This is a genomic window from Streptomyces sp. NPDC015242, assembly GCF_043079125.1.
Lineage (GTDB): Bacteria > Actinomycetota > Actinomycetes > Streptomycetales > Streptomycetaceae > Streptomyces.
This window is the reverse complement of record NZ_JBIBUF010000001.1, coordinates 105605-121272: the sequence shown is the minus strand read 5'-3', so window position 1 is coordinate 121272 and position 15668 is coordinate 105605. Positions and strand designations below refer to the sequence as shown.

General features: G+C 73.8%; 17 protein-coding genes and 1 riboswitch. Of the genes, 14 read left to right on the top strand and 3 right to left on the bottom strand.

Going from position 1 to position 15668, the window contains the following annotated elements; genetic code table 11:
* Nucleotides 1-7: 7 nt before the first annotated feature.
* Nucleotides 8-295: a type II toxin-antitoxin system Phd/YefM family antitoxin gene (locus tag ACF07N_RS00605; RefSeq protein WP_383343345.1), complete on the bottom strand. Its 288-nt coding sequence runs from the start codon at nt 293-295 to the stop codon at nt 8-10.
* Between the two features lie 90 nt (nt 296-385).
* On the opposite strand from ACF07N_RS00605, the gene ACF07N_RS00600 reads away from it, so the two are divergent.
* From ACF07N_RS00600 to ACF07N_RS00585, 4 genes are all read left to right on the top strand, one after another.
* A complete protein-coding gene (locus tag ACF07N_RS00600; RefSeq protein ID WP_392106566.1) occupies nt 386-1021 on the top strand; it encodes an ATP-dependent Clp protease proteolytic subunit in 636 nt (211 codons plus the stop codon).
* Between the two features lie 7 nt (nt 1022-1028).
* Nucleotides 1029-1337: a hypothetical protein gene (locus ACF07N_RS00595; RefSeq protein WP_383332803.1), complete on the top strand. Its 309-nt coding sequence runs from the start codon at nt 1029-1031 to the stop codon at nt 1335-1337.
* 335 nt (nt 1338-1672) lie between these two features.
* Nucleotides 1673-1885: riboswitch (cyclic di-AMP (ydaO/yuaA leader) on the top strand.
* A 3-nt stretch (nt 1886-1888) separates the two neighbouring features.
* The gene (locus ACF07N_RS00590) at nt 1889-2362 is read left to right on the top strand and encodes a C40 family peptidase (RefSeq protein WP_383332805.1); all 474 of its coding nucleotides are present in this window, start codon (nt 1889-1891) and stop codon (nt 2360-2362) included.
* Nucleotides 2363-2442: 80 nt separating this feature from the next.
* Complete coding sequence (locus ACF07N_RS00585) at nt 2443-3066, top strand: DUF6328 family protein (RefSeq protein WP_392106561.1); 624 nt, start codon at nt 2443-2445, stop codon at nt 3064-3066.
* Nucleotides 3067-3072: 6 nt separating this feature from the next.
* On the opposite strand, the gene ACF07N_RS00580 is transcribed toward ACF07N_RS00585, so the two are convergent.
* Nucleotides 3073-3531 carry an ATP-binding protein gene (locus ACF07N_RS00580; protein WP_383332809.1) on the bottom strand — a complete coding sequence of 153 codons (459 nt, stop codon included), beginning with the start codon at nt 3529-3531 and terminating at the stop codon, nt 3073-3075.
* 214 nt (nt 3532-3745) lie between these two features.
* On the opposite strand from ACF07N_RS00580, the gene ACF07N_RS00575 reads away from it, so the two are divergent.
* Both ACF07N_RS00575 and ACF07N_RS00570 read left to right on the top strand, forming a co-directional pair.
* A complete protein-coding gene (locus ACF07N_RS00575) occupies nt 3746-4606 on the top strand; it encodes a helix-turn-helix domain-containing protein (protein ID WP_392106558.1) in 861 nt (286 codons plus the stop codon).
* A 9-nt stretch (nt 4607-4615) separates the two neighbouring features.
* The gene (locus ACF07N_RS00570) at nt 4616-4846 is read left to right on the top strand and encodes a DUF397 domain-containing protein (protein WP_383343354.1); all 231 of its coding nucleotides are present in this window, start codon (nt 4616-4618) and stop codon (nt 4844-4846) included.
* Nucleotides 4847-4898: 52 nt separating this feature from the next.
* Here ACF07N_RS00570 and ACF07N_RS00565 read toward each other — a convergent pair whose 3' ends face one another.
* Nucleotides 4899-6026, bottom strand: coding sequence for an 8-amino-7-oxononanoate synthase (locus tag ACF07N_RS00565; RefSeq protein ID WP_392106555.1), 1128 nt, complete (start codon nt 6024-6026; stop codon nt 4899-4901).
* Between the two features lie 150 nt (nt 6027-6176).
* Here ACF07N_RS00565 and bioB point away from each other — a divergent pair, with 150 nt between their 5' ends.
* The 8 genes from bioB (at nt 6177) to ACF07N_RS00525 (ending at nt 15663) form a co-directional block, all read left to right on the top strand.
* A complete protein-coding gene (bioB, locus tag ACF07N_RS00560; protein ID WP_392106553.1) occupies nt 6177-7343 on the top strand; it encodes a biotin synthase BioB in 1167 nt (388 codons plus the stop codon).
* Nucleotides 7336-8616: an adenosylmethionine--8-amino-7-oxononanoate transaminase gene (locus ACF07N_RS00555; RefSeq protein WP_392106550.1), complete on the top strand. Its 1281-nt coding sequence runs from the start codon at nt 7336-7338 to the stop codon at nt 8614-8616. The genes bioB and ACF07N_RS00555 overlap by 8 nt, the downstream gene beginning before the upstream one ends.
* A gap of 1 nt (nt 8617) precedes the next feature.
* On the top strand, nt 8618-9343 hold the full coding sequence (gene bioD / locus ACF07N_RS00550; RefSeq protein ID WP_392106547.1) for a dethiobiotin synthase: 726 nt from the start codon (nt 8618-8620) through the stop codon (nt 9341-9343).
* A 92-nt stretch (nt 9344-9435) separates the two neighbouring features.
* Entirely contained in the window at nt 9436-10335 is a 900-nt protein-coding gene (gene bla, locus ACF07N_RS00545; protein ID WP_392106544.1) for a class A beta-lactamase, read from the top strand.
* Between the two features lie 7 nt (nt 10336-10342).
* Nucleotides 10343-11272 (top strand): endonuclease/exonuclease/phosphatase family protein, encoded by a 930-nt coding sequence (locus ACF07N_RS00540; protein ID WP_392108701.1) that lies wholly within the window; start codon nt 10343-10345, stop codon nt 11270-11272.
* 139 nt (nt 11273-11411) lie between these two features.
* A complete protein-coding gene (locus tag ACF07N_RS00535; protein WP_392106541.1) occupies nt 11412-12089 on the top strand; it encodes a class I SAM-dependent methyltransferase in 678 nt (225 codons plus the stop codon).
* 192 nt (nt 12090-12281) lie between these two features.
* Nucleotides 12282-13091, top strand: coding sequence for an ABC transporter ATP-binding protein (locus ACF07N_RS00530; RefSeq protein WP_392106538.1), 810 nt, complete (start codon nt 12282-12284; stop codon nt 13089-13091).
* Between the two features lie 4 nt (nt 13092-13095).
* Complete coding sequence (locus ACF07N_RS00525; RefSeq protein ID WP_392106535.1) at nt 13096-15663, top strand: ABC transporter permease; 2568 nt, start codon at nt 13096-13098, stop codon at nt 15661-15663.
* Nucleotides 15664-15668: the final 5 nt, after the last annotated feature.

Genomic DNA, 15668 nt, shown 5'->3' with positions numbered 1-15668 from the left:
TGGCGGGTCAGGCCGGGCCGGTCCCCCGGTGCTGCGCCGCGATCCCGAAGCGCTGCCGTTCGCCGCGGGCGGAGGCGACCTCGCGGACGGTGGACACCGCGCTGATCACCTGCTCGTCGGCCGGCTCCGCACGCTCCTGGGCCTCCTCCAGCCGCCGCAGGTCATCGGCCGAGACGAGGGCGACGAGGGGCTTGCCGTGGCGGGTGACGACGACGCGCTCGCCGGCGTACACCACGCGGTTGATCAGGTCGGCGAGTTCAGCCCTGGCTTGCGTCACCGGAATCTCGTAGGCCATGACCCCATCATAACGTCACGTACATCCTGTACATTTTTTACGGAGTCAGCTGTCAGTGGAGACAGCCCTGCCCGCGAGGAGGGGTTCGCCATGACCCGACCGCCCGCCCGTCACGTGCTGCCCGGGTTCACCGAACGCACCGGGGCCGGGCCACGGACGACGGACCCGTACTCCACGCTCCTGGAGGAGCGGATCGTCTTCCTCGGAACGCCGGTGGACGAGACCTCGGCGAACGACGTCACGGCCCAGTTGGTGTACCTGGAGCACCGGGCCCCGGAGCGCGACATCTCCCTCTGCATCAACTCCCCCGGCGGCAGCTTCCACGCGATGGCGGCCATCCACGACACGATGCAGTACGTCTCCTGCGACGTGCAGACGATCTGCCTGGGCCGGGCGGGCGCGGTCGCCTCGGTGCTCCTGGCGGCCGGCACCCCGGGCAAGCGATACGCGCTGCGGGACGCCCGCATGGTGCTCCATCAGCCCGCACTGCCCGAGCCCGTCCGGGGGCAGGCGAGCGACCTGGCGATCCGGGCCGGCGAGTTGACCCGCGTCCGGAGCCGGATGGAGGAGCTGCTCGCGCGGCACACCGGCCGCAGCCGGGAGCAGGTCGGCGCGGACATCGAACGGGACAGGATCCTCACCGCCCAGGACGCCGTGGAGTACGGCCTGGTGGACCGGATCATGCCCGACCGCGCGTCCGGCCCGGCCGCGCCGACGGGACGGTGAGGCATCCGTGCTGCCTCCCGAACTGCCGCCGCTGCCCGCCCTGACGCGGGCGGAGGCCGAGTTGATCGACCGTTACCTGGACGTCGTCGACCTGCTCGGCCGGATCAACCCCGCACTGGACGGCGACACCTACCGCGGACTGCGCGCCGCCCAGGCCCTGGTCGGCAAGGCGACCGCGCTGCGCGACGCGCTGGCCGTGATGCACCAGCGGGGCGAGACGGAACTGCACGCCGGCACCCTGGCCCGGGCCCTGCGGGTGCTGGACGGCGAGCGCCGCACGGCGCGGGTCACGCTGCCCCCCGACGCGGCGAGTTGACGGCGTCCCGGCGGCCCGGGCACCCGCCGGGACGCCGGGACGTCCGGGCCTGAGTCGAAACGGCCCGAACGACGTACCCCTGTTCGGAGTAGACGGGGGTCCTTTTTTCGGCCCCCCGAACTTGCGCAACGCGCCTGCCATGGGACGGAATGGGGCGTTCCACCGCTGGTCCGGCGGTCCGCGAAGGGGTGGACAGCCGGTCGAACACAGACGTGTCCACCCGAACGGGTGAGTGGTGAGTAACAACACAAATCCCAGGTTCCGTTGGGATTTCCGGACAACCATGCGCCAAGATCCCTGTCTGACGACAAGCCCCCGCCACGGCGGCGGGGCGATCCGGGCGGACGCCGAGTCCTGCCGCCGCCCGGATGACCGGTCGACAGGAGTGGATCGGCAGGAGTGGAGGACCCAAGCACGACGGGTCGCCGGGACGGTCACGCCATGACCGGGTCCGAGCAGCCCTTGGGGTGAAGCCGCGTCAGCGGCCGGGCAACTTCGCCAGCCCGAATCCGACAGGTCATCCTTCACAGGCGGCTGACGAAGGGTTGCGCATGACTGCGCTCAATCGTGTCCCGTCGCTGATGGTTCGGGCCGGTACGGCCTCGGCCCTCACCATCGCCGCCGTGGGCGGCTCGATCGTGGCCCCCGGCTTCTCGTCCGAAGCGGCGGCTGCCACGCCGGCGACCAAGGCGCTCCAGATCGCGGCCTCGAAGAAGGGTTCGCCCTACAAGTACGGCGCCACCGGGCCGCACCGGTTCGACTGCTCCGGACTGACGCTGTACGCGTTCAAGAAGGCGGGCAAGAAGCTCCCGCGCACGGCTGCCCAGCAGTACAACAAGACGCGCCACATCTCCGCCAAGAACCGCAAGGCCGGAGACCTGGTGTTCTTCCACTCGGGCAGCAACGTCTACCACGTGGGCATCTACGCGGGTAAGAACAAGCTCTGGCACTCGCCGAAGAGCGGGGACGTCGTGCGGTTGCAGAAGATCTGGACCAAGAGCGTCTGGTACGGGCGCGTGAAGTGATCCTCCGGCGTGCGGCGGCGTCCTGACGCGCCGCCGCACGCCGGAGCGTGACCCGGGCTCCGGTGGATACCCGTCTCCCCATGGCCGAGCACCGTCCCTGCACCGCGCGCAACGAGACTCCGCTGCAACGAGCCGACCGCAACTTCGTCGAGCTGCTCCAGGAGCTCCGCGTCACCCAGACGGGCGTACAGATCCTGTTCGCGTTCCTGCTGTCGCTCGCCTTCACCTCGCGCTTCGAGGACCTCGACTCGGTCCAGCGTGTCACCTACGTCGTCACGCTGCTGCTGGCGGTCCTGGCCGCGGCCCTGTTCACCGCGCCGGCCGCGCTGCACCGCTCGCTCTTCCAGCAGGGCGCCAAGCCCCGCATCGTGCAGGTCTCCTCGCGTCTGGCCACCGCCGGTCTGGTGGTCCTGGTGTTCGCGTTCAGCGGTTCGGTGCTGCTGGTGGTCGACGTGACCACGGGCCGGGCCGGCGGCCTCGCCGCGAGTGCGGGCACGTTCCTGGTCTGCGTCGGCCTGTGGGGGCTGCTCCCCCGGCTCGTGCGACGGGCGGGGCCGCGTGAGGAGGAGGACGTGGAGCACGCCCCGGAGGCCGGGCCCCGGGAGGGTGCGCGCGTGCCCGCGCCGCTGCGGCGCACCGTGGGGCAGCCGTCCGGGCTGTCCGGGCCGGCACCGCGCCGGGAGGCTTCGGCCCGGCACCGGTGAGGGCCGTCACGGCTCCCGGCGGACCGCCGTCGGCACCGGCTGGGCCGGGATCGACCACGGCAGTTCGATCGAGATGGTCTTGCCGCCCTCACGGGTCGGGCGGATCCTGAGTCGGCCGCCGCACTCGGCGGCCAGCCAGCGGATGATGACCAGTCCGCGGCCGTTGTCCTGCTGGACGGCGGCGGGCAGGCGTCTGGGGAAGCGCGGGTGGCTGTCCGTGACGCCGACACGCAACTGCTCCTCGCGGTCGAGCGCGACGTCCACGGTGAAGGTCGGCGACTGGCCGAAGGTGTGCTGGACGGCGTTGGTGGCCAGTTCGGAGACGATCAGCCGGATGGTGTCGGACACCTCCGTGTCCGCCGGCAGCCCCCATTCCGCCAGCGTGCCCACCACGTAGGCGCGCGCTGCGGAGACCGAGGCCGGATCGCTCGGCAGAGTGACGGATGCTTCCAGATGGTCTGCCATGGCGACGTCGTCCCTTTCCCACGGGACCGCAGTCCGACACGGAGCGGATGGTTCGAGTACGGTCCCGGACTGGTGCTTCGTCCGCCAGACTGCCACCGAATCACCCACGAAGGGCGGCGATCCACCAAGATATGCATATATCTGTCGCTCGATGCGGTGAACTCTGCAACGCGAGACCGTATGTGGGTGGCACGGAAGGAGTAAGGAGGAGCCCATGCAGCACGGTCCCGCGGTGCGCCGCCGGAAGCTGGGCGCCGAACTGCGCGCGCTGCGCGCCGCAGCGGGGCTCACCAGCGGCGAGGCGGCCCGGCTGGTGGGCTGGCACCAGTCCAAGGTCAGCCGGATCGAGACGGGCACGAGCGGGGTGAAACCGGCCGATGTGCGGTTACTGCTGGACGCCTACGGCGTGCGGGAGACCCAACTGCGCGAATTGCTGATGGTGTTGGCGGGGTCGGACGACAGCGGCGGCCGGCATCACTGGTGGCACGCCTACCGCGGGGTGCTGCCCCCGACCTACCGGGACTTCATCAGCCTGGAGTCGCAGGCCGGCGCGATGCGCACCCTGGAGACCACCGTCGTCCCGGGCCTGCTCCAGACGCCCGAGTACGCGCGCGCGGTGACGAGGGCCGCCGTGGAAGGGCTGTCCGAGGACCGGCTGGACACCCTGGTGGAGGTGCGGCTGGCCCGGCAGGACGTGCTGCGCGCGGACCCGCCGCTGGAGCTGAGCGCCGTGCTGGACGAAGCGGTGCTGCGGCGGGAGGTGGGCGGGCCCGGTGTCATGACCCGGCAGCTGGAGCGGCTGATCGAGGCGGCGCGGCTGCCCCAAGTGCGCCTGCAGGTGCTGCCGTTCGCCGCCGGAGCGCACATCGGGGTGACCGGACCTTTCGTTATCTTGTCATTTTCGAGCACTTCTGATCTGGATGTGGTTGTTCTCGACCACTTGACGAGTAGCCTCTACCTCGAACGGAAAGAAGACCTCCAGGCCTACACGGAGGCCTTCAACGCCCTTCAGATCCACGCCCTTTCGCCCGAGGACTCGTTGGATTTCATCGCCGGGACAGCCGCCGGCGCGTAAGGAGGCACCATGCGTGCACTGCCTCGTCATGTCCCCTCAAGCAGCGAACTGCACGGTGTGCCGTGGTTGCGCAGCAGCTACAGCACCGGCGCGAACAACTGCGTCGAGACCGCCTGTCCGGACACCCCGCCCTGGGCCGGACTGCTCGCCGTGCGCGATTCCAAGGCCCCGGACGGGCCGGCCCTGCTCTTCTCCGCGCAGAGCTGGGCCGACTTCACGGCCGGGATCGACCGTCTGTGAACCTCTCCTGATCAGTCCGTCATCGTGCGACGCACGGCCGTGTCACGCCGACTCATGGCCGCGTCTCGCCGATCAGCCGTACAGCGCGTTCGATCTGCTGACCGGTCAGGTCCGCGCGGGCGGTCAGCCTGAGCCGTGAGATGCCGTCCGGCACGGACGGCGGGCGGAAACAGCCCACGGCCAGGCCCGCCGCGCGGCACCCGGCCGCCCAGCGCACGGCGTCCTCGGGAGAGGGCGCCCGCACCGAGACCACCGCGGCGTCCGGACGCACCGCTTCCAGACCCGCGGTGGTCAGGCGTGCGTACAGCTCGTCCGCCACCGCGCGGGCCCGGCCCGCCCGCTCGGGCTCGCGGCGCAGCAGCCGCAGGGCCGCGAGGGCCGCTCCGGCCGCGGCGGGAGCCAGGCCCGTGTCGAAGATGAACGTCCGGGCCGCGTTGACCAGGTGGTCGACGACCCGGGCGGGCCCCAGGACGGCTCCGCCCTGGCTGCCGAGCGACTTGGACAGCGTGACGGTCGTGACGACGTCGTCCGCGCCCGCGAGTCCGGCCGCGTGCGGGGCGCCGCGGCCGCCGTCGCCGAGGACGCCCAGGCCGTGGGCGTCGTCCACGACGAGCCCGGCGCCGTGTTCCCGGCAGGCCTCGGCGAGCCCGGCGAGCGGGGCCGCGTCGCCGTCGACCGAGAAGACCGTGTCGGACACGGTGATCGCCGTGCCCTCGTGGCCGGCCAGCGCCTTGCGCACGGCATCCGGCTCGGCGTGCGCCACGACCTGCGTGGTGCCGCGGGCCAGCCGGCAGCCGTCGATGAGCGAGGCGTGGTTGCCCGCGTCGGAGACGATCAGGGAGCCGTGCGGCGCCAGCGCGGTGACCGCGGCGAGGTTCGCGGCGTAGCCGGAGGAGAAGACCAGAGCCGCCTCGAACCCGCAGAATTCGGCCAGTTCCCGTTCCAGCTCGGTGTGCAGTTCGGTGGTGCCGGTGACGAGCCGGGAGCCGGTGGCGCCCGCGCCCCATGTCCTCGCCGCGCGGGCCGCGCCCTCGGTGACCTCCGGGTGGTGGGCCAGCCCCAGGTAGTCGTTGCTCGCCAGGTCCAGGAGCGGGGAAGCCGGCGGGCGGGGCCGCAGCGTCCGTACGAGCCCGGCGCGGCGGCGCAGCTCCGCCTGCTCGTCGATCCAGCCGAACGCCATGGATGGTCCTCCGCGGAATTTGTAGGCAGTGCACAGACACTAGCGGGACGACCAGCAGGTCAGTGTGTGGCAATACCCACACCTCGAAGCGGGTCTGTTGTGTGAAGTCTCCTTGGCCCGGACCGCTTCCGTAGGACAGGATCGGCTCTCATGGACCTGCTGAACACGCTGGTGGACAAGGGGCTTCGGCGCGAGCTGCCGACCCGGGACGAGGCACTGGCCGTCCTCGCGACGTCCGACGACGACCTGCTCGATGTGGTGGCCGCGGCCGGGAAGGTGCGCCGGCACTGGTTCGGCCGGCGGGTGAAACTCAACTATCTCGTCAACCTGAAGTCGGGCCTGTGCCCCGAGGACTGCTCGTACTGTTCGCAGCGGCTCGGCTCCGAGGCCGGGATCCTGAAGTACACCTGGCTCAAACCGGACCAGGCGTCCGACGCGGCGGCGGCCGGGGTGGCCGGAGGCGCCAAGCGGGTGTGCCTGGTGGCCAGCGGACGCGGCCCCACCGACCGTGACGTGGACCGGGTCTCCGAGACCATCAAGGCGATCAAGGAGAGCAACGAGGGCGTCGAGGTGTGCGCCTGCCTCGGCCTGCTCTCCGACGGCCAGGCGGAGCGGCTGCGCGAGGCCGGCGCCGACGCCTACAACCACAACCTCAACACGTCCGAGGCGACGTACGGCGAGATCACCACCACGCACACCTACGCCGACCGCGTCGACACGGTGAACAAGGCGCACGCGGCCGGTCTGTCCGCCTGCTCCGGGCTGATCGCCGGCATGGGCGAGACGGACGAGGACCTGGTCGACGTCGTCTTCTCGCTGCGTGAGCTGGACCCGGACTCGGTCCCGGTCAACTTCCTGATCCCGTTCGAGGGGACCCCGCTCGGCAAGGAGTGGAACCTGACCCCGCAGCGGTGCCTGCGCATCCTGGCGATGGTCCGGTTCGTCTGCCCGGACGTGGAGGTCCGCATCGCGGGCGGGCGCGAGGTCCATCTGCGCACGATGCAGCCGCTCGCGCTGCACCTGGCCAACTCCATCTTCCTCGGCGACTACCTCACCAGCGAGGGCCAGGCGGGCAAGGCCGACCTGGAGATGATCGCGGACGCCGGGTTCGAGGTGGAGGGCACCGGCGAGGTGACGCTGCCCGAGCACCGGGCCGCGGGCGGCTGCTGCGGCGGCGGTGGCGGCTGCGGCCCGGAGGGCTCCGAGGAGGGCGGCGTGTGCGGCTCCGCGCCGGCCGCGCAGCCCGCCGGGCCCCGGACCGACCTGGTCGCCGTGCGCCGCCGGGGCGCCGGGACGGACCTCGCGCCCAATGCCTGAGCCGGCGGTCGCCGAGCTGCTGGAGCTCGACCGGCGGCACGTGTGGCACCCGTACGGCCCGATGCCCGGACGGCAGGAACCGCTCGTCGTGGAGTCGGCGAGCGGGGTCAGGCTGCGGCTCGCGGACGGCTCGGGCGAGCTGGTCGACGGCATGTCGTCCTGGTGGTCGGCGATCCACGGCTACAACCACCCGGTGCTGAACGAGGCCGCGCGCGAGCAGCTCGGGCGGATGAGCCACGTGATGTTCGGCGGGCTCACCCACGAGCCCGCCGTACGCCTGGCGAAGCTCCTTGTCGACATGTCGCCGGACGGGCTGGAGCACGTCTTCCTCGCCGACTCCGGTTCGGTGTCGGTCGAGGTCGCGGTCAAGATGTGCCTGCAGTACTGGCGTTCGCTCGGCCGCCCCGGCAAGCAGCGGCTGCTGACCTGGCGCGGCGGCTACCACGGGGACACCTGGCAGCCCATGTCGGTGTGCGACCCCGAGGGCGGGATGCACGAGCTGTGGACCGGGGTGCTCCAGCGCCAGGTGTTCGCCGACCCGCCCCCGGCGGAGTACGACGAGACCTACGCCGGGCACCTGCGGTCGCTGATCGGGCGGCACGCCGACGAGCTGGCCGCGGTGATCGTCGAGCCCGTGGTGCAGGGCGCGGGCGGGATGCGCTTCCACTCCCCCGCCTACCTGCGGGTGCTGCGCGAGGCGTGCGACGCGCACGGCGTGCTGCTGGTCTTCGACGAGATCGCCACCGGCTTCGGCCGCACGGGCGCGCTGTTCGCGGCGGAGCACGCGGCGGTGACGCCCGACGTGATGTGCGTGGGCAAGGCGCTGACCGGCGGCTATCTGACGATGGCGGCGGCGCTGTGCACCGCCCGGGTGGCCGACGGCATCTCGCGGGGCGAGGTGCCGGTGCTCGCGCACGGCCCGACCTTCATGGGCAACCCGCTGGCGGCGGCCGTGGCCTGTGCCTCGATCGAGCTGCTGCTCGGCCAGGACTGGCGCGCGGAGGTCGTGCGGATCGAGTCGGGGCTGCGCGACGGGCTCGCCGCGGCCGCGGACCTGCCCGGCGTCAAGGACGTGCGGGTCCTCGGCGCCATCGGGGTCGTGCAGCTGGACCACGCCGTGGACATGGCGGCGGCGACGGCGGCGGCCGTGCGCGAGGGCGTGTGGCTGCGGCCGTTCCGCGATCTGATCTACACCATGCCGCCGTACGTCACGGGCGACGCGGACCTGGCGCGCATCGCACGGGCCGTGTGCGCGGCGGCGCGGGAGGGATGACATGACGGTACTGGTGATCACGGGTACGGGCACGGAGGTCGGCAAGACGGTCGTGACCGCGGCCGTCGCCGCGACGGCGCTGGCGGCGGGCCGTTCGGTGGCCGTGCTCAAGGCCGCGCAGACGGGTGTGCTCCCGGGCGAGCCGGGGGACGCGGCGGAGGTCGCGCGCCTCGCCGGCCCGGTGACGGCGGCCGAACTGGCCCGCTATCCCGAGCCGTTGGCCCCGGCCACGGCCGCGCGCCGGGCCGGCCGGGCCCCGGTGCATCCGCACGAGGTCGCGGAGGCCGCCGCCAAGCTGGCCACCGAGCACGACCTCGTGCTGGTGGAGGGGGCGGGCGGACTGCTCGTACGGTTCGACGCGGCCGGCGGCACACTGGCGGACGCGGCCGGGCTGCTGGCGGCGTCCGTGCTGGTCGTGGCCCCGGCGGGCCTGGGCACCCTCAACGCGACGGAGCTGACGGCGCGTGAACTGCGCTACCGCGGGCTGAACCTGGCCGGCGTCGTGATCGGGAGCTGGCCCGCCGCGCCGGACCTGGCGGCCCGCTGCAACCTCGCCGATCTGCCGGACGTGGCGGAGGCGCCGCTGCTGGGGGCCGTGCCCGCCGGGGCGGCGGCCCTCTCCCCCGCCGCTTTCCGGACTTCGGCCCCGCACTGGCTGGCACCCCGGCTGGACGGCACGTGGGACGCGGAGGCGTTCCGCACGCGGGAGGCACCCGGAGCGTCCTGAGGTTCGTCCGGGAAGGTCCGCGCGGGGTGAAACCGGCGCGGCCCTTCCTCGCGTGTCGACCTTCGTACACGATCACCTCCGAAGGGAACACCGTGCACACCGAACAGCCAGGTCCCTCCCGCCGCGCGGCTCTCGTCCTGGGCGCGGCCGCCGCGCTCGCGCTGGGCGGCGGCACCGCCCACGCGGTCCCCGGCAGTGGCGGCATCACCGCGCGGCTGCGGAAGCTGGAGACCGAGCACACCGCCCGGCTGGGCGTCTACGCCCGCAACGTGCGCACGGGCCGGACCGTGGCGTACCGGGCCGACGAACGCTTCCCGATGGCCTCGGTGTTCAAGACGCTCGCCGCCGCCGCCGTCCTGCGCGACCTCGACCGCGACGGCGCGTTCCTGGCCCGGCGCGTCCAGTACACCGAGGCCTACGTGAAGCGGTCCGGATACTCCCCGATCACCGAGCAGCACGTCGCGACCGGCATGACCGTCGGTGAACTGTGCGACGCCACCATCCGCTTCAGCGACAACACCGCCGGCAACCTGCTGCTGAAAGAGCTGGGCGGACCGGCCGCGATCACGCGGTTCGCCCGCTCGGTCGGCGACGGGGTCACCCGGCTGGACCGCTGGGAGCCCGAGCTGAACAGCGCGGAGCCGTGGCGCGTCACCGACACGACCACGCCGCGCGCCATCGGCCTGACCTACGCCCGGCTCGTGCTGGGGGACGCGCTGGCGCCGCGGGACCGGGCCCGGCTGACGGACTGGCTGCTGCGCAACACCACGAGCGACGAGAAGTTCCGCAAGGCCCTGCCCGCCGACTGGCTGATCGCCGACAAGACCGGCGGCGGGCGGTACGGCGGCAACCACGACGTGGGCGTCACCTGGCCGCCGGACGGTCCGCCGATCGTGATGTCGGTGCTGACGACCCAGCCGGAGGAGGACGCCCCGGCCGACAACCCGCTCGTGGCCAGGACGGCCGCGCTGCTGGCGGCGGAACTCGCCTAGCGTGAGGCTGCGGGGCCGGACGCCGTGGGACGCCCGCCTGGTCGCCGGCGCGGCCGGTGCCGCCGGGCTGATGGCCCTGCACTCCGTCGTGCCCAACGCGGTCGGGCGCCTGGGGAGCCTCGTCGAGACGTTCCTGCCCTGGCTCGGGGTGGCCGTGCCGGTCCTCGGCGTCGGCGCCCTTCTCGCCCGGTCGGGTGCCGGGCTGCTCGCCTGCCTGGCGCCCGCGCTGGTCTGGTGCTGGATGTTCGGCGGGCTCTGGTTCGCCTCGTCCCCGGGGCCGCACAACCTGCTGGTCGTCCAGCACAACGTCGCCGACGACGACGCCGACCCCGCCGGCACGGCCCGCGCGCTGCTCGCCTCGGGCGCCGGGCTGGTGGCCGTCCAGGAGCTGACGCCCGCGGCGCGCCCGCGGTACGAGGACGTCCTGGGGGCCTCGCACCCGCACCGCGCGGTGCGCGGCACGGTCGGTCTCTGGTCGGCCTGGCCGCTGTCGGACGTGCGGCCCGTGGACATCCGGCCCGAGGGCTTCCCGGGGAGCTGGCGGCGCGGTATGCGGGCCACGGTCTCCGCGCCGGGCGGCCGGATCGCGGTGTACGTCGCCCACCTGCCGTCCGTCCGTCTGGGGGCGACCGGGCTCGCGTCGGCGGCCCGGGACGAGAGCGCCGCCCTGCTCGGCGCCCGGATCGCGGACGACCCGGCCGGCCGGCTGCTGCTCCTGGGCGACCTCAACGGCACGCTGCACGACCGGGGGCTCGGCCCGCTCACCTCGCAGCTGGCCGCGCCGGCCGCGGGGTTCGCGTTCAGCTGGCCGTCCGCCCTGCCGGTGACGCGGATCGACCAGGTGCTGGGACGGGGCGTCGAGGTGACCCGGGTGACGGCCCTGGGTCCCACGGGCAGCGACCATCGGCCGGTGCTGGGGCGGGTCCGCCTGCGATAGCCGGGAGGGCGCGGGCCGGGCCCCTCCCGCCGGCCGCGGCGCAGCGGGGAGGCCGGCCCGTCGCCCGGCACGGCAGGGGTGGGCCGGGGCCGTCCGGGGGACAATCGCGGTGAGGCCCGACTCGGTCCGGGAGGTCCCCATGCCGCTCCGCTCCCGCGCGGTGCCGCGCGATGCCGTGCGCCATCCGCTGTTCGCCCGGTACTACGCCCGGGTCAGCGTCACCGCCGAGACCCGGATGGGCATGGGCCGGGTGCGCGGCGGACTGCTGGGCGGACTGTCCGGCCGGGTGATCGAGATCGGCGCGGGCAACGGCCTGAACTTCGCGCACTACCCGGGCACCGTGGCGGAGGTCGTGGCGATCGAACCCGAGCGGCGGCTGCGCCGGCTGGCCGTGGAGGCGGCGCTGCGCGCCGAGGTGCCGGTGGACGTGGTGCCGGGAGCCGCCGAGGCGCTGCCGGTCAAGAGCGAGGGGTTCGACGCGGCGGTGCTGTCGCTGGTGCTGTGCAGCGTGCGGGACGTGCCCCGGGCGCTCGGGGAGCTGAGGCGGGTGCTGCGGCCGGGCGGCGAGGTGCGGTTCTTCGAGCACGGCCGGGGCGGCGGCCGGGCCATGGCCGCGACGCAGCACGCGCTGGACCGCACGGTGTGGCCGCTGCTGAGCGGCGGCTGCCACCTGTCCCGTGAGCCGGTGCGGGCGCTGCGGGACGCCGGTTTCGAACTCGGCCCCTACCGGCGGGTGCTGATGCCGGAGCGGGGGCCGGTGCTGCCGACGTCGTACTGCGTGCTGGGCACGGCGTGGCGGCCGGGGGCCCGCGTCTGACGGCGGCGGCGAGGCGTCCGTCCGGGCCGTCGGGCGCGAGCTCCTCCGGCGGAGCCGGTGTCCTGTCCGGCGCGCGGGTGCCGGCACCGGCGCGGGCGGGAGTCCGACCCACGGAGGATGCCGGATGTGGCACCGGTCACACTACCCTCGGGCAGAGCCAGGAGGTCCCGACGCCCACCCGAGGAGGCGGCCTTGTCCACACCTGCCGCGGAGCACGCACCCGGCCTCGCGCCGGCCGACGGGATCGCGGCCCGGGCCCGCGGTCTGACCAAGGCCTACGGGTCGGGCGAGACGGCCGTGCTCGCCCTCGACGCGGTGGACGTGGACGTGGTCCGCGGCCGGTTCACCGCGGTGATGGGGCCCTCGGGCTCCGGCAAGTCCACGCTGATGCACTGCCTGGCCGGGCTCGACACGGTCTCGGCCGGGCGGGTCTGGCTCGGTGACGTGGAGATCACGGGTCTGCGGGAGCGTGAGCTGACGCGGCTGCGCCGGGACCGGATCGGGTTCATGTTCCAGTCGTTCAACCTCATCCCGACCCTGAACGCCCTGGAGAACATCACCCTGCCGATGGACATCGCGGGCCGCAAGCCCGACGCTCAGTGGCTCGACCGGGTCATCGACACGCTGGGCCTGCGCGACCGGCTCCGGCACCGGCCCTCGCAGCTCTCCGGCGGCCAGCAGCAGCGCGTGGCCTGTGCGCGGGCCCTGGCCTCGCGGCCCGCACTGATCTTCGCGGACGAGCCGACGGGCAACCTCGACTCGCGCGCCGGACTGGAGGTGCTGGGCTTCCTGCGCGAGGCCGTGGACCGGCTCGGGCAGACCGTGGTCATGGTCACCCACGACCCGGGGGCCGCCGCCCACTCGGACCTGGTGCTCTTCCTCGGGGACGGCCGGATCGTCGACGAGATGCGGCGGCCGACCGCGGAGGCCGTACTGGAACGCATGAAGCGCTTCGACGTGATCCGCACCCGGTCCGAGGACGACCCGGCCGAGGGGAACTGACCCGGTGCTCAGGGCGACCCTGCGGAGCTTCCTGGCACACAAGGGGCGGCTGCTGCTCTCGGCGCTCGCCGTCCTGCTGTCGGTCGCGTTCGTCACGGGGAGCCTGATCTTCTCCGACACGGTCGGCCGTACCTTCGACCGGCTCTTCGCCTCGACCGCGGCCGATGTCACGGTCAGCCCGAAGGAGGGCCTCGACGAGGCAGTGCCGTCCGGGCGGACGGCGACCCTGCCGGCCGCGCTGGCCGAGCGGCTGCGCCGGGTCGACGGGGTCGCGGCGGCCCGCGCCGAGGTGGAGGTGGCCGGTCTCACGGTCACCGACGCGGACGACGAGCCGGTGAGCCCCACCACGGGCGCTCCCACCCTGGGCAGCGCCTGGCTCCCGGGCCCGCGCAGCCCCGTGGAGCTGACCTCGGGCCGTGTCCCGCGCGGGCCCGCCGAGGCCCTGCTCGACTCGGAGACCGCCGGGCGCGAGCACGTGCGCGTCGGCGACCCGCTCACCGTGATCGCACCGCCCGGTTCGTTCCGGGTCCGGGTCACCGGCATCGTCACCTTCACCACGACCAACCCCGGTGCCGCCCGCATCTACTTCGACGCCCCCACCGCCCGGACGAGACTGCTGGGCGCCCCGGGGGCCGCCACGGCCATCGCGGTCGACGCGGCGGACGGCGTGGCCGACCAGCGGCTCAAGGGCCGCGTGGCCGCCGCCCTCGGCCCGGACGGCTACGACGTCCGGACGGCCGACGAGCAGGCCGAGTCGGACGTCGAGCGGCTGGGCGGGTTCCTGGACGTCATCAAGTACGTGATGCTCGGCTTCGCCGGGGTCGCCGTGCTGGTCGGCGTGTTCCTGATCGTCAACACCTTCTCCATGCTCATCGCCCAGCGCACCCGTGAGCTGGGCCTGTTGCGGGCTCTCGGCGCCGACCGGCGCCAGGTCCGTCGCTCCGTCCTCACCGAGGCCCTGCTGCTCGGCCTGGTGGGGGCGACGCTGGGGCTCGCCGCCGGTATCGCGCTCGCGGCCGGGCTCATCGCGCTGCTGGGCCGGTTCGGCACGAACATCGACGCGGGCGAGATGGTCATCGGCCGGACGACTCCGGTCGCGGCGTACGCCGTCGGGCTGGGCGTCACCTTCGTCGCCGCGTACCTCCCGGCGCGCCGGGCCGCGGGCGTCTCACCGATGGCCGCGCTCGCGGACGCCGAGGTCGCCGGGGTGGGGCGGCCGCTGCGGACGCGTGCGGTGGCGGGCGCGGTCGTGGGGGCGGCCGGCGCGGCGGCGCTCGCGGGCTGCGCGGCGTCCGGGCGGACGGCGCCTGCCGCGTCCCTGCTGGGACTCGGGGTGGTGCTGACCCTGGTCGCGGCCGTGATCGCCGGTCCGCTGCTGGTCCGCCCGGTGATCCGGGTTCTCGGCGCGGCGTTCCCCGCCCTGTTCGGGCCGGTCGGCCGGATGAGCCTGCGCAACGCCCTGCGCAATCCGCGCCGTACGGGGGCGACGGCGGCCGCGCTGATGGTGGGCATCGCGCTGGTCGGCGGGATGTCGATGGCGAGCGAGTCGATGACCCGGTCCTTCGACCGGCAGATCGACCGGACGCTGGGGGCCGACTTCGTCGTGCAGAACACCAGCTTCCTGCCGTTCCCGCGGGAGGTGACCGACGCGGTGCGCGGCACCGAGGGGGTGGGGCTGGTCGTGCGCGGGCGGTTCACGCCGGTGGCGGTGCGGCTGCCGGACGGCGAGCGCGTGGAGACGACGGCCGCGGGCTACGATCCGCGGCTGGACGAGGTCGCCGACATCACCTACGTGCGGGGGAACACCGCCTCCGCGCTCGCGCCGGGCCGGCTGGCCATGGACCGGGACTTCGCGCGCGACCACGGGGTGCGGCCGGGAACCACGCTCCCGGTGACGTTCCAGGGCGGGCGCACCGCCCGGCTGACGGTCGGCGCGCTCACCGACCAGGACGCGGCCGAGGGTTTCGGAACGCAGGGCGGCCTCTACTTCGGGCTGGCCACGCTGGAGCGGTACGCGCCGGGCGGACAGGACTCCGCGCTGTACGTCAACGCCGCACCGGGCACGGGCGACGACGCGCTGCGCGCCCGTCTGGAGCAGACCCTGGACCGCTACCCGCAGGTCCAGGTGCGGGACCTGGCCGACTACAAGCAGCTGGTCCGCGACCAGATCTCGGTGCTGCTGTACCTCGTGTACGCGCTGCTCGGGCTGGCGATCATCATCGCGGTGCTCGGCGTCGTCAACACGCTCGCCCTGTCGGTCGTCGAACGCACCCGGGAGATCGGGCTGCTGCGGGCCATCGGGCTGGCCCGGCGGCAGCTGCGCCGGATGATCCGGCTGGAGTCGGTGGTGATCGCGGTGTTCGGCGCGGTCCTGGGTCTCGCCCTGGGGCTGGTGTGGGGCCTGTGCATGCATCAGGTGCTGGCGTTGCAGGGGATGACGGCGCTGGCGATCCCGTGGTTCACGATCGTCGCGGTGGTGGTGGGGTCGGCCGTGGTGGGCGTGGTGGCGGCGCTGCTGCCGGCGCTGCGCGCCTCGCGCCTGAACGTGCTGGCGGCCATCGCGCACGAGTGACGGGA

Bases quoted from the DNA above. Each gene is read 5' to 3' on its own strand.
- ACF07N_RS00585 (WP_392106561.1), top strand. From the start codon at position 2,443: ATGGCCGAGCACCGTCCCTGCACCGCGCGCAACGAGACTCCGCTGCAA.
- ACF07N_RS00570 (WP_383343354.1), top strand. From the start codon at position 4,616: ATGCGTGCACTGCCTCGTCATGTCCCCTCAAGCAGCGAACTGCACGGT.
- ACF07N_RS00605 (WP_383343345.1), bottom strand. From the start codon at position 295: ATGGCCTACGAGATTCCGGTGACGCAAGCCAGGGCTGAACTCGCCGAC.
- bioB (WP_392106553.1), top strand. From the start codon at position 6,177: ATGGACCTGCTGAACACGCTGGTGGACAAGGGGCTTCGGCGCGAGCTG.
- ACF07N_RS00575 (WP_392106558.1), top strand. From the start codon at position 3,746: ATGCAGCACGGTCCCGCGGTGCGCCGCCGGAAGCTGGGCGCCGAACTG.
- ACF07N_RS00535 (WP_392106541.1), top strand. From the start codon at position 11,412: ATGCCGCTCCGCTCCCGCGCGGTGCCGCGCGATGCCGTGCGCCATCCG.
- ACF07N_RS00580 (WP_383332809.1), bottom strand. From the start codon at position 3,531: ATGGCAGACCATCTGGAAGCATCCGTCACTCTGCCGAGCGATCCGGCC.
- ACF07N_RS00565 (WP_392106555.1), bottom strand. From the start codon at position 6,026: ATGGCGTTCGGCTGGATCGACGAGCAGGCGGAGCTGCGCCGCCGCGCC.
- ACF07N_RS00600 (WP_392106566.1), top strand. From the start codon at position 386: ATGACCCGACCGCCCGCCCGTCACGTGCTGCCCGGGTTCACCGAACGC.
- ACF07N_RS00590 (WP_383332805.1), top strand. From the start codon at position 1,889: ATGACTGCGCTCAATCGTGTCCCGTCGCTGATGGTTCGGGCCGGTACG.
- ACF07N_RS00555 (WP_392106550.1), top strand. From the start codon at position 7,336: ATGCCTGAGCCGGCGGTCGCCGAGCTGCTGGAGCTCGACCGGCGGCAC.
- bioD (WP_392106547.1), top strand. From the start codon at position 8,618: ATGACGGTACTGGTGATCACGGGTACGGGCACGGAGGTCGGCAAGACG.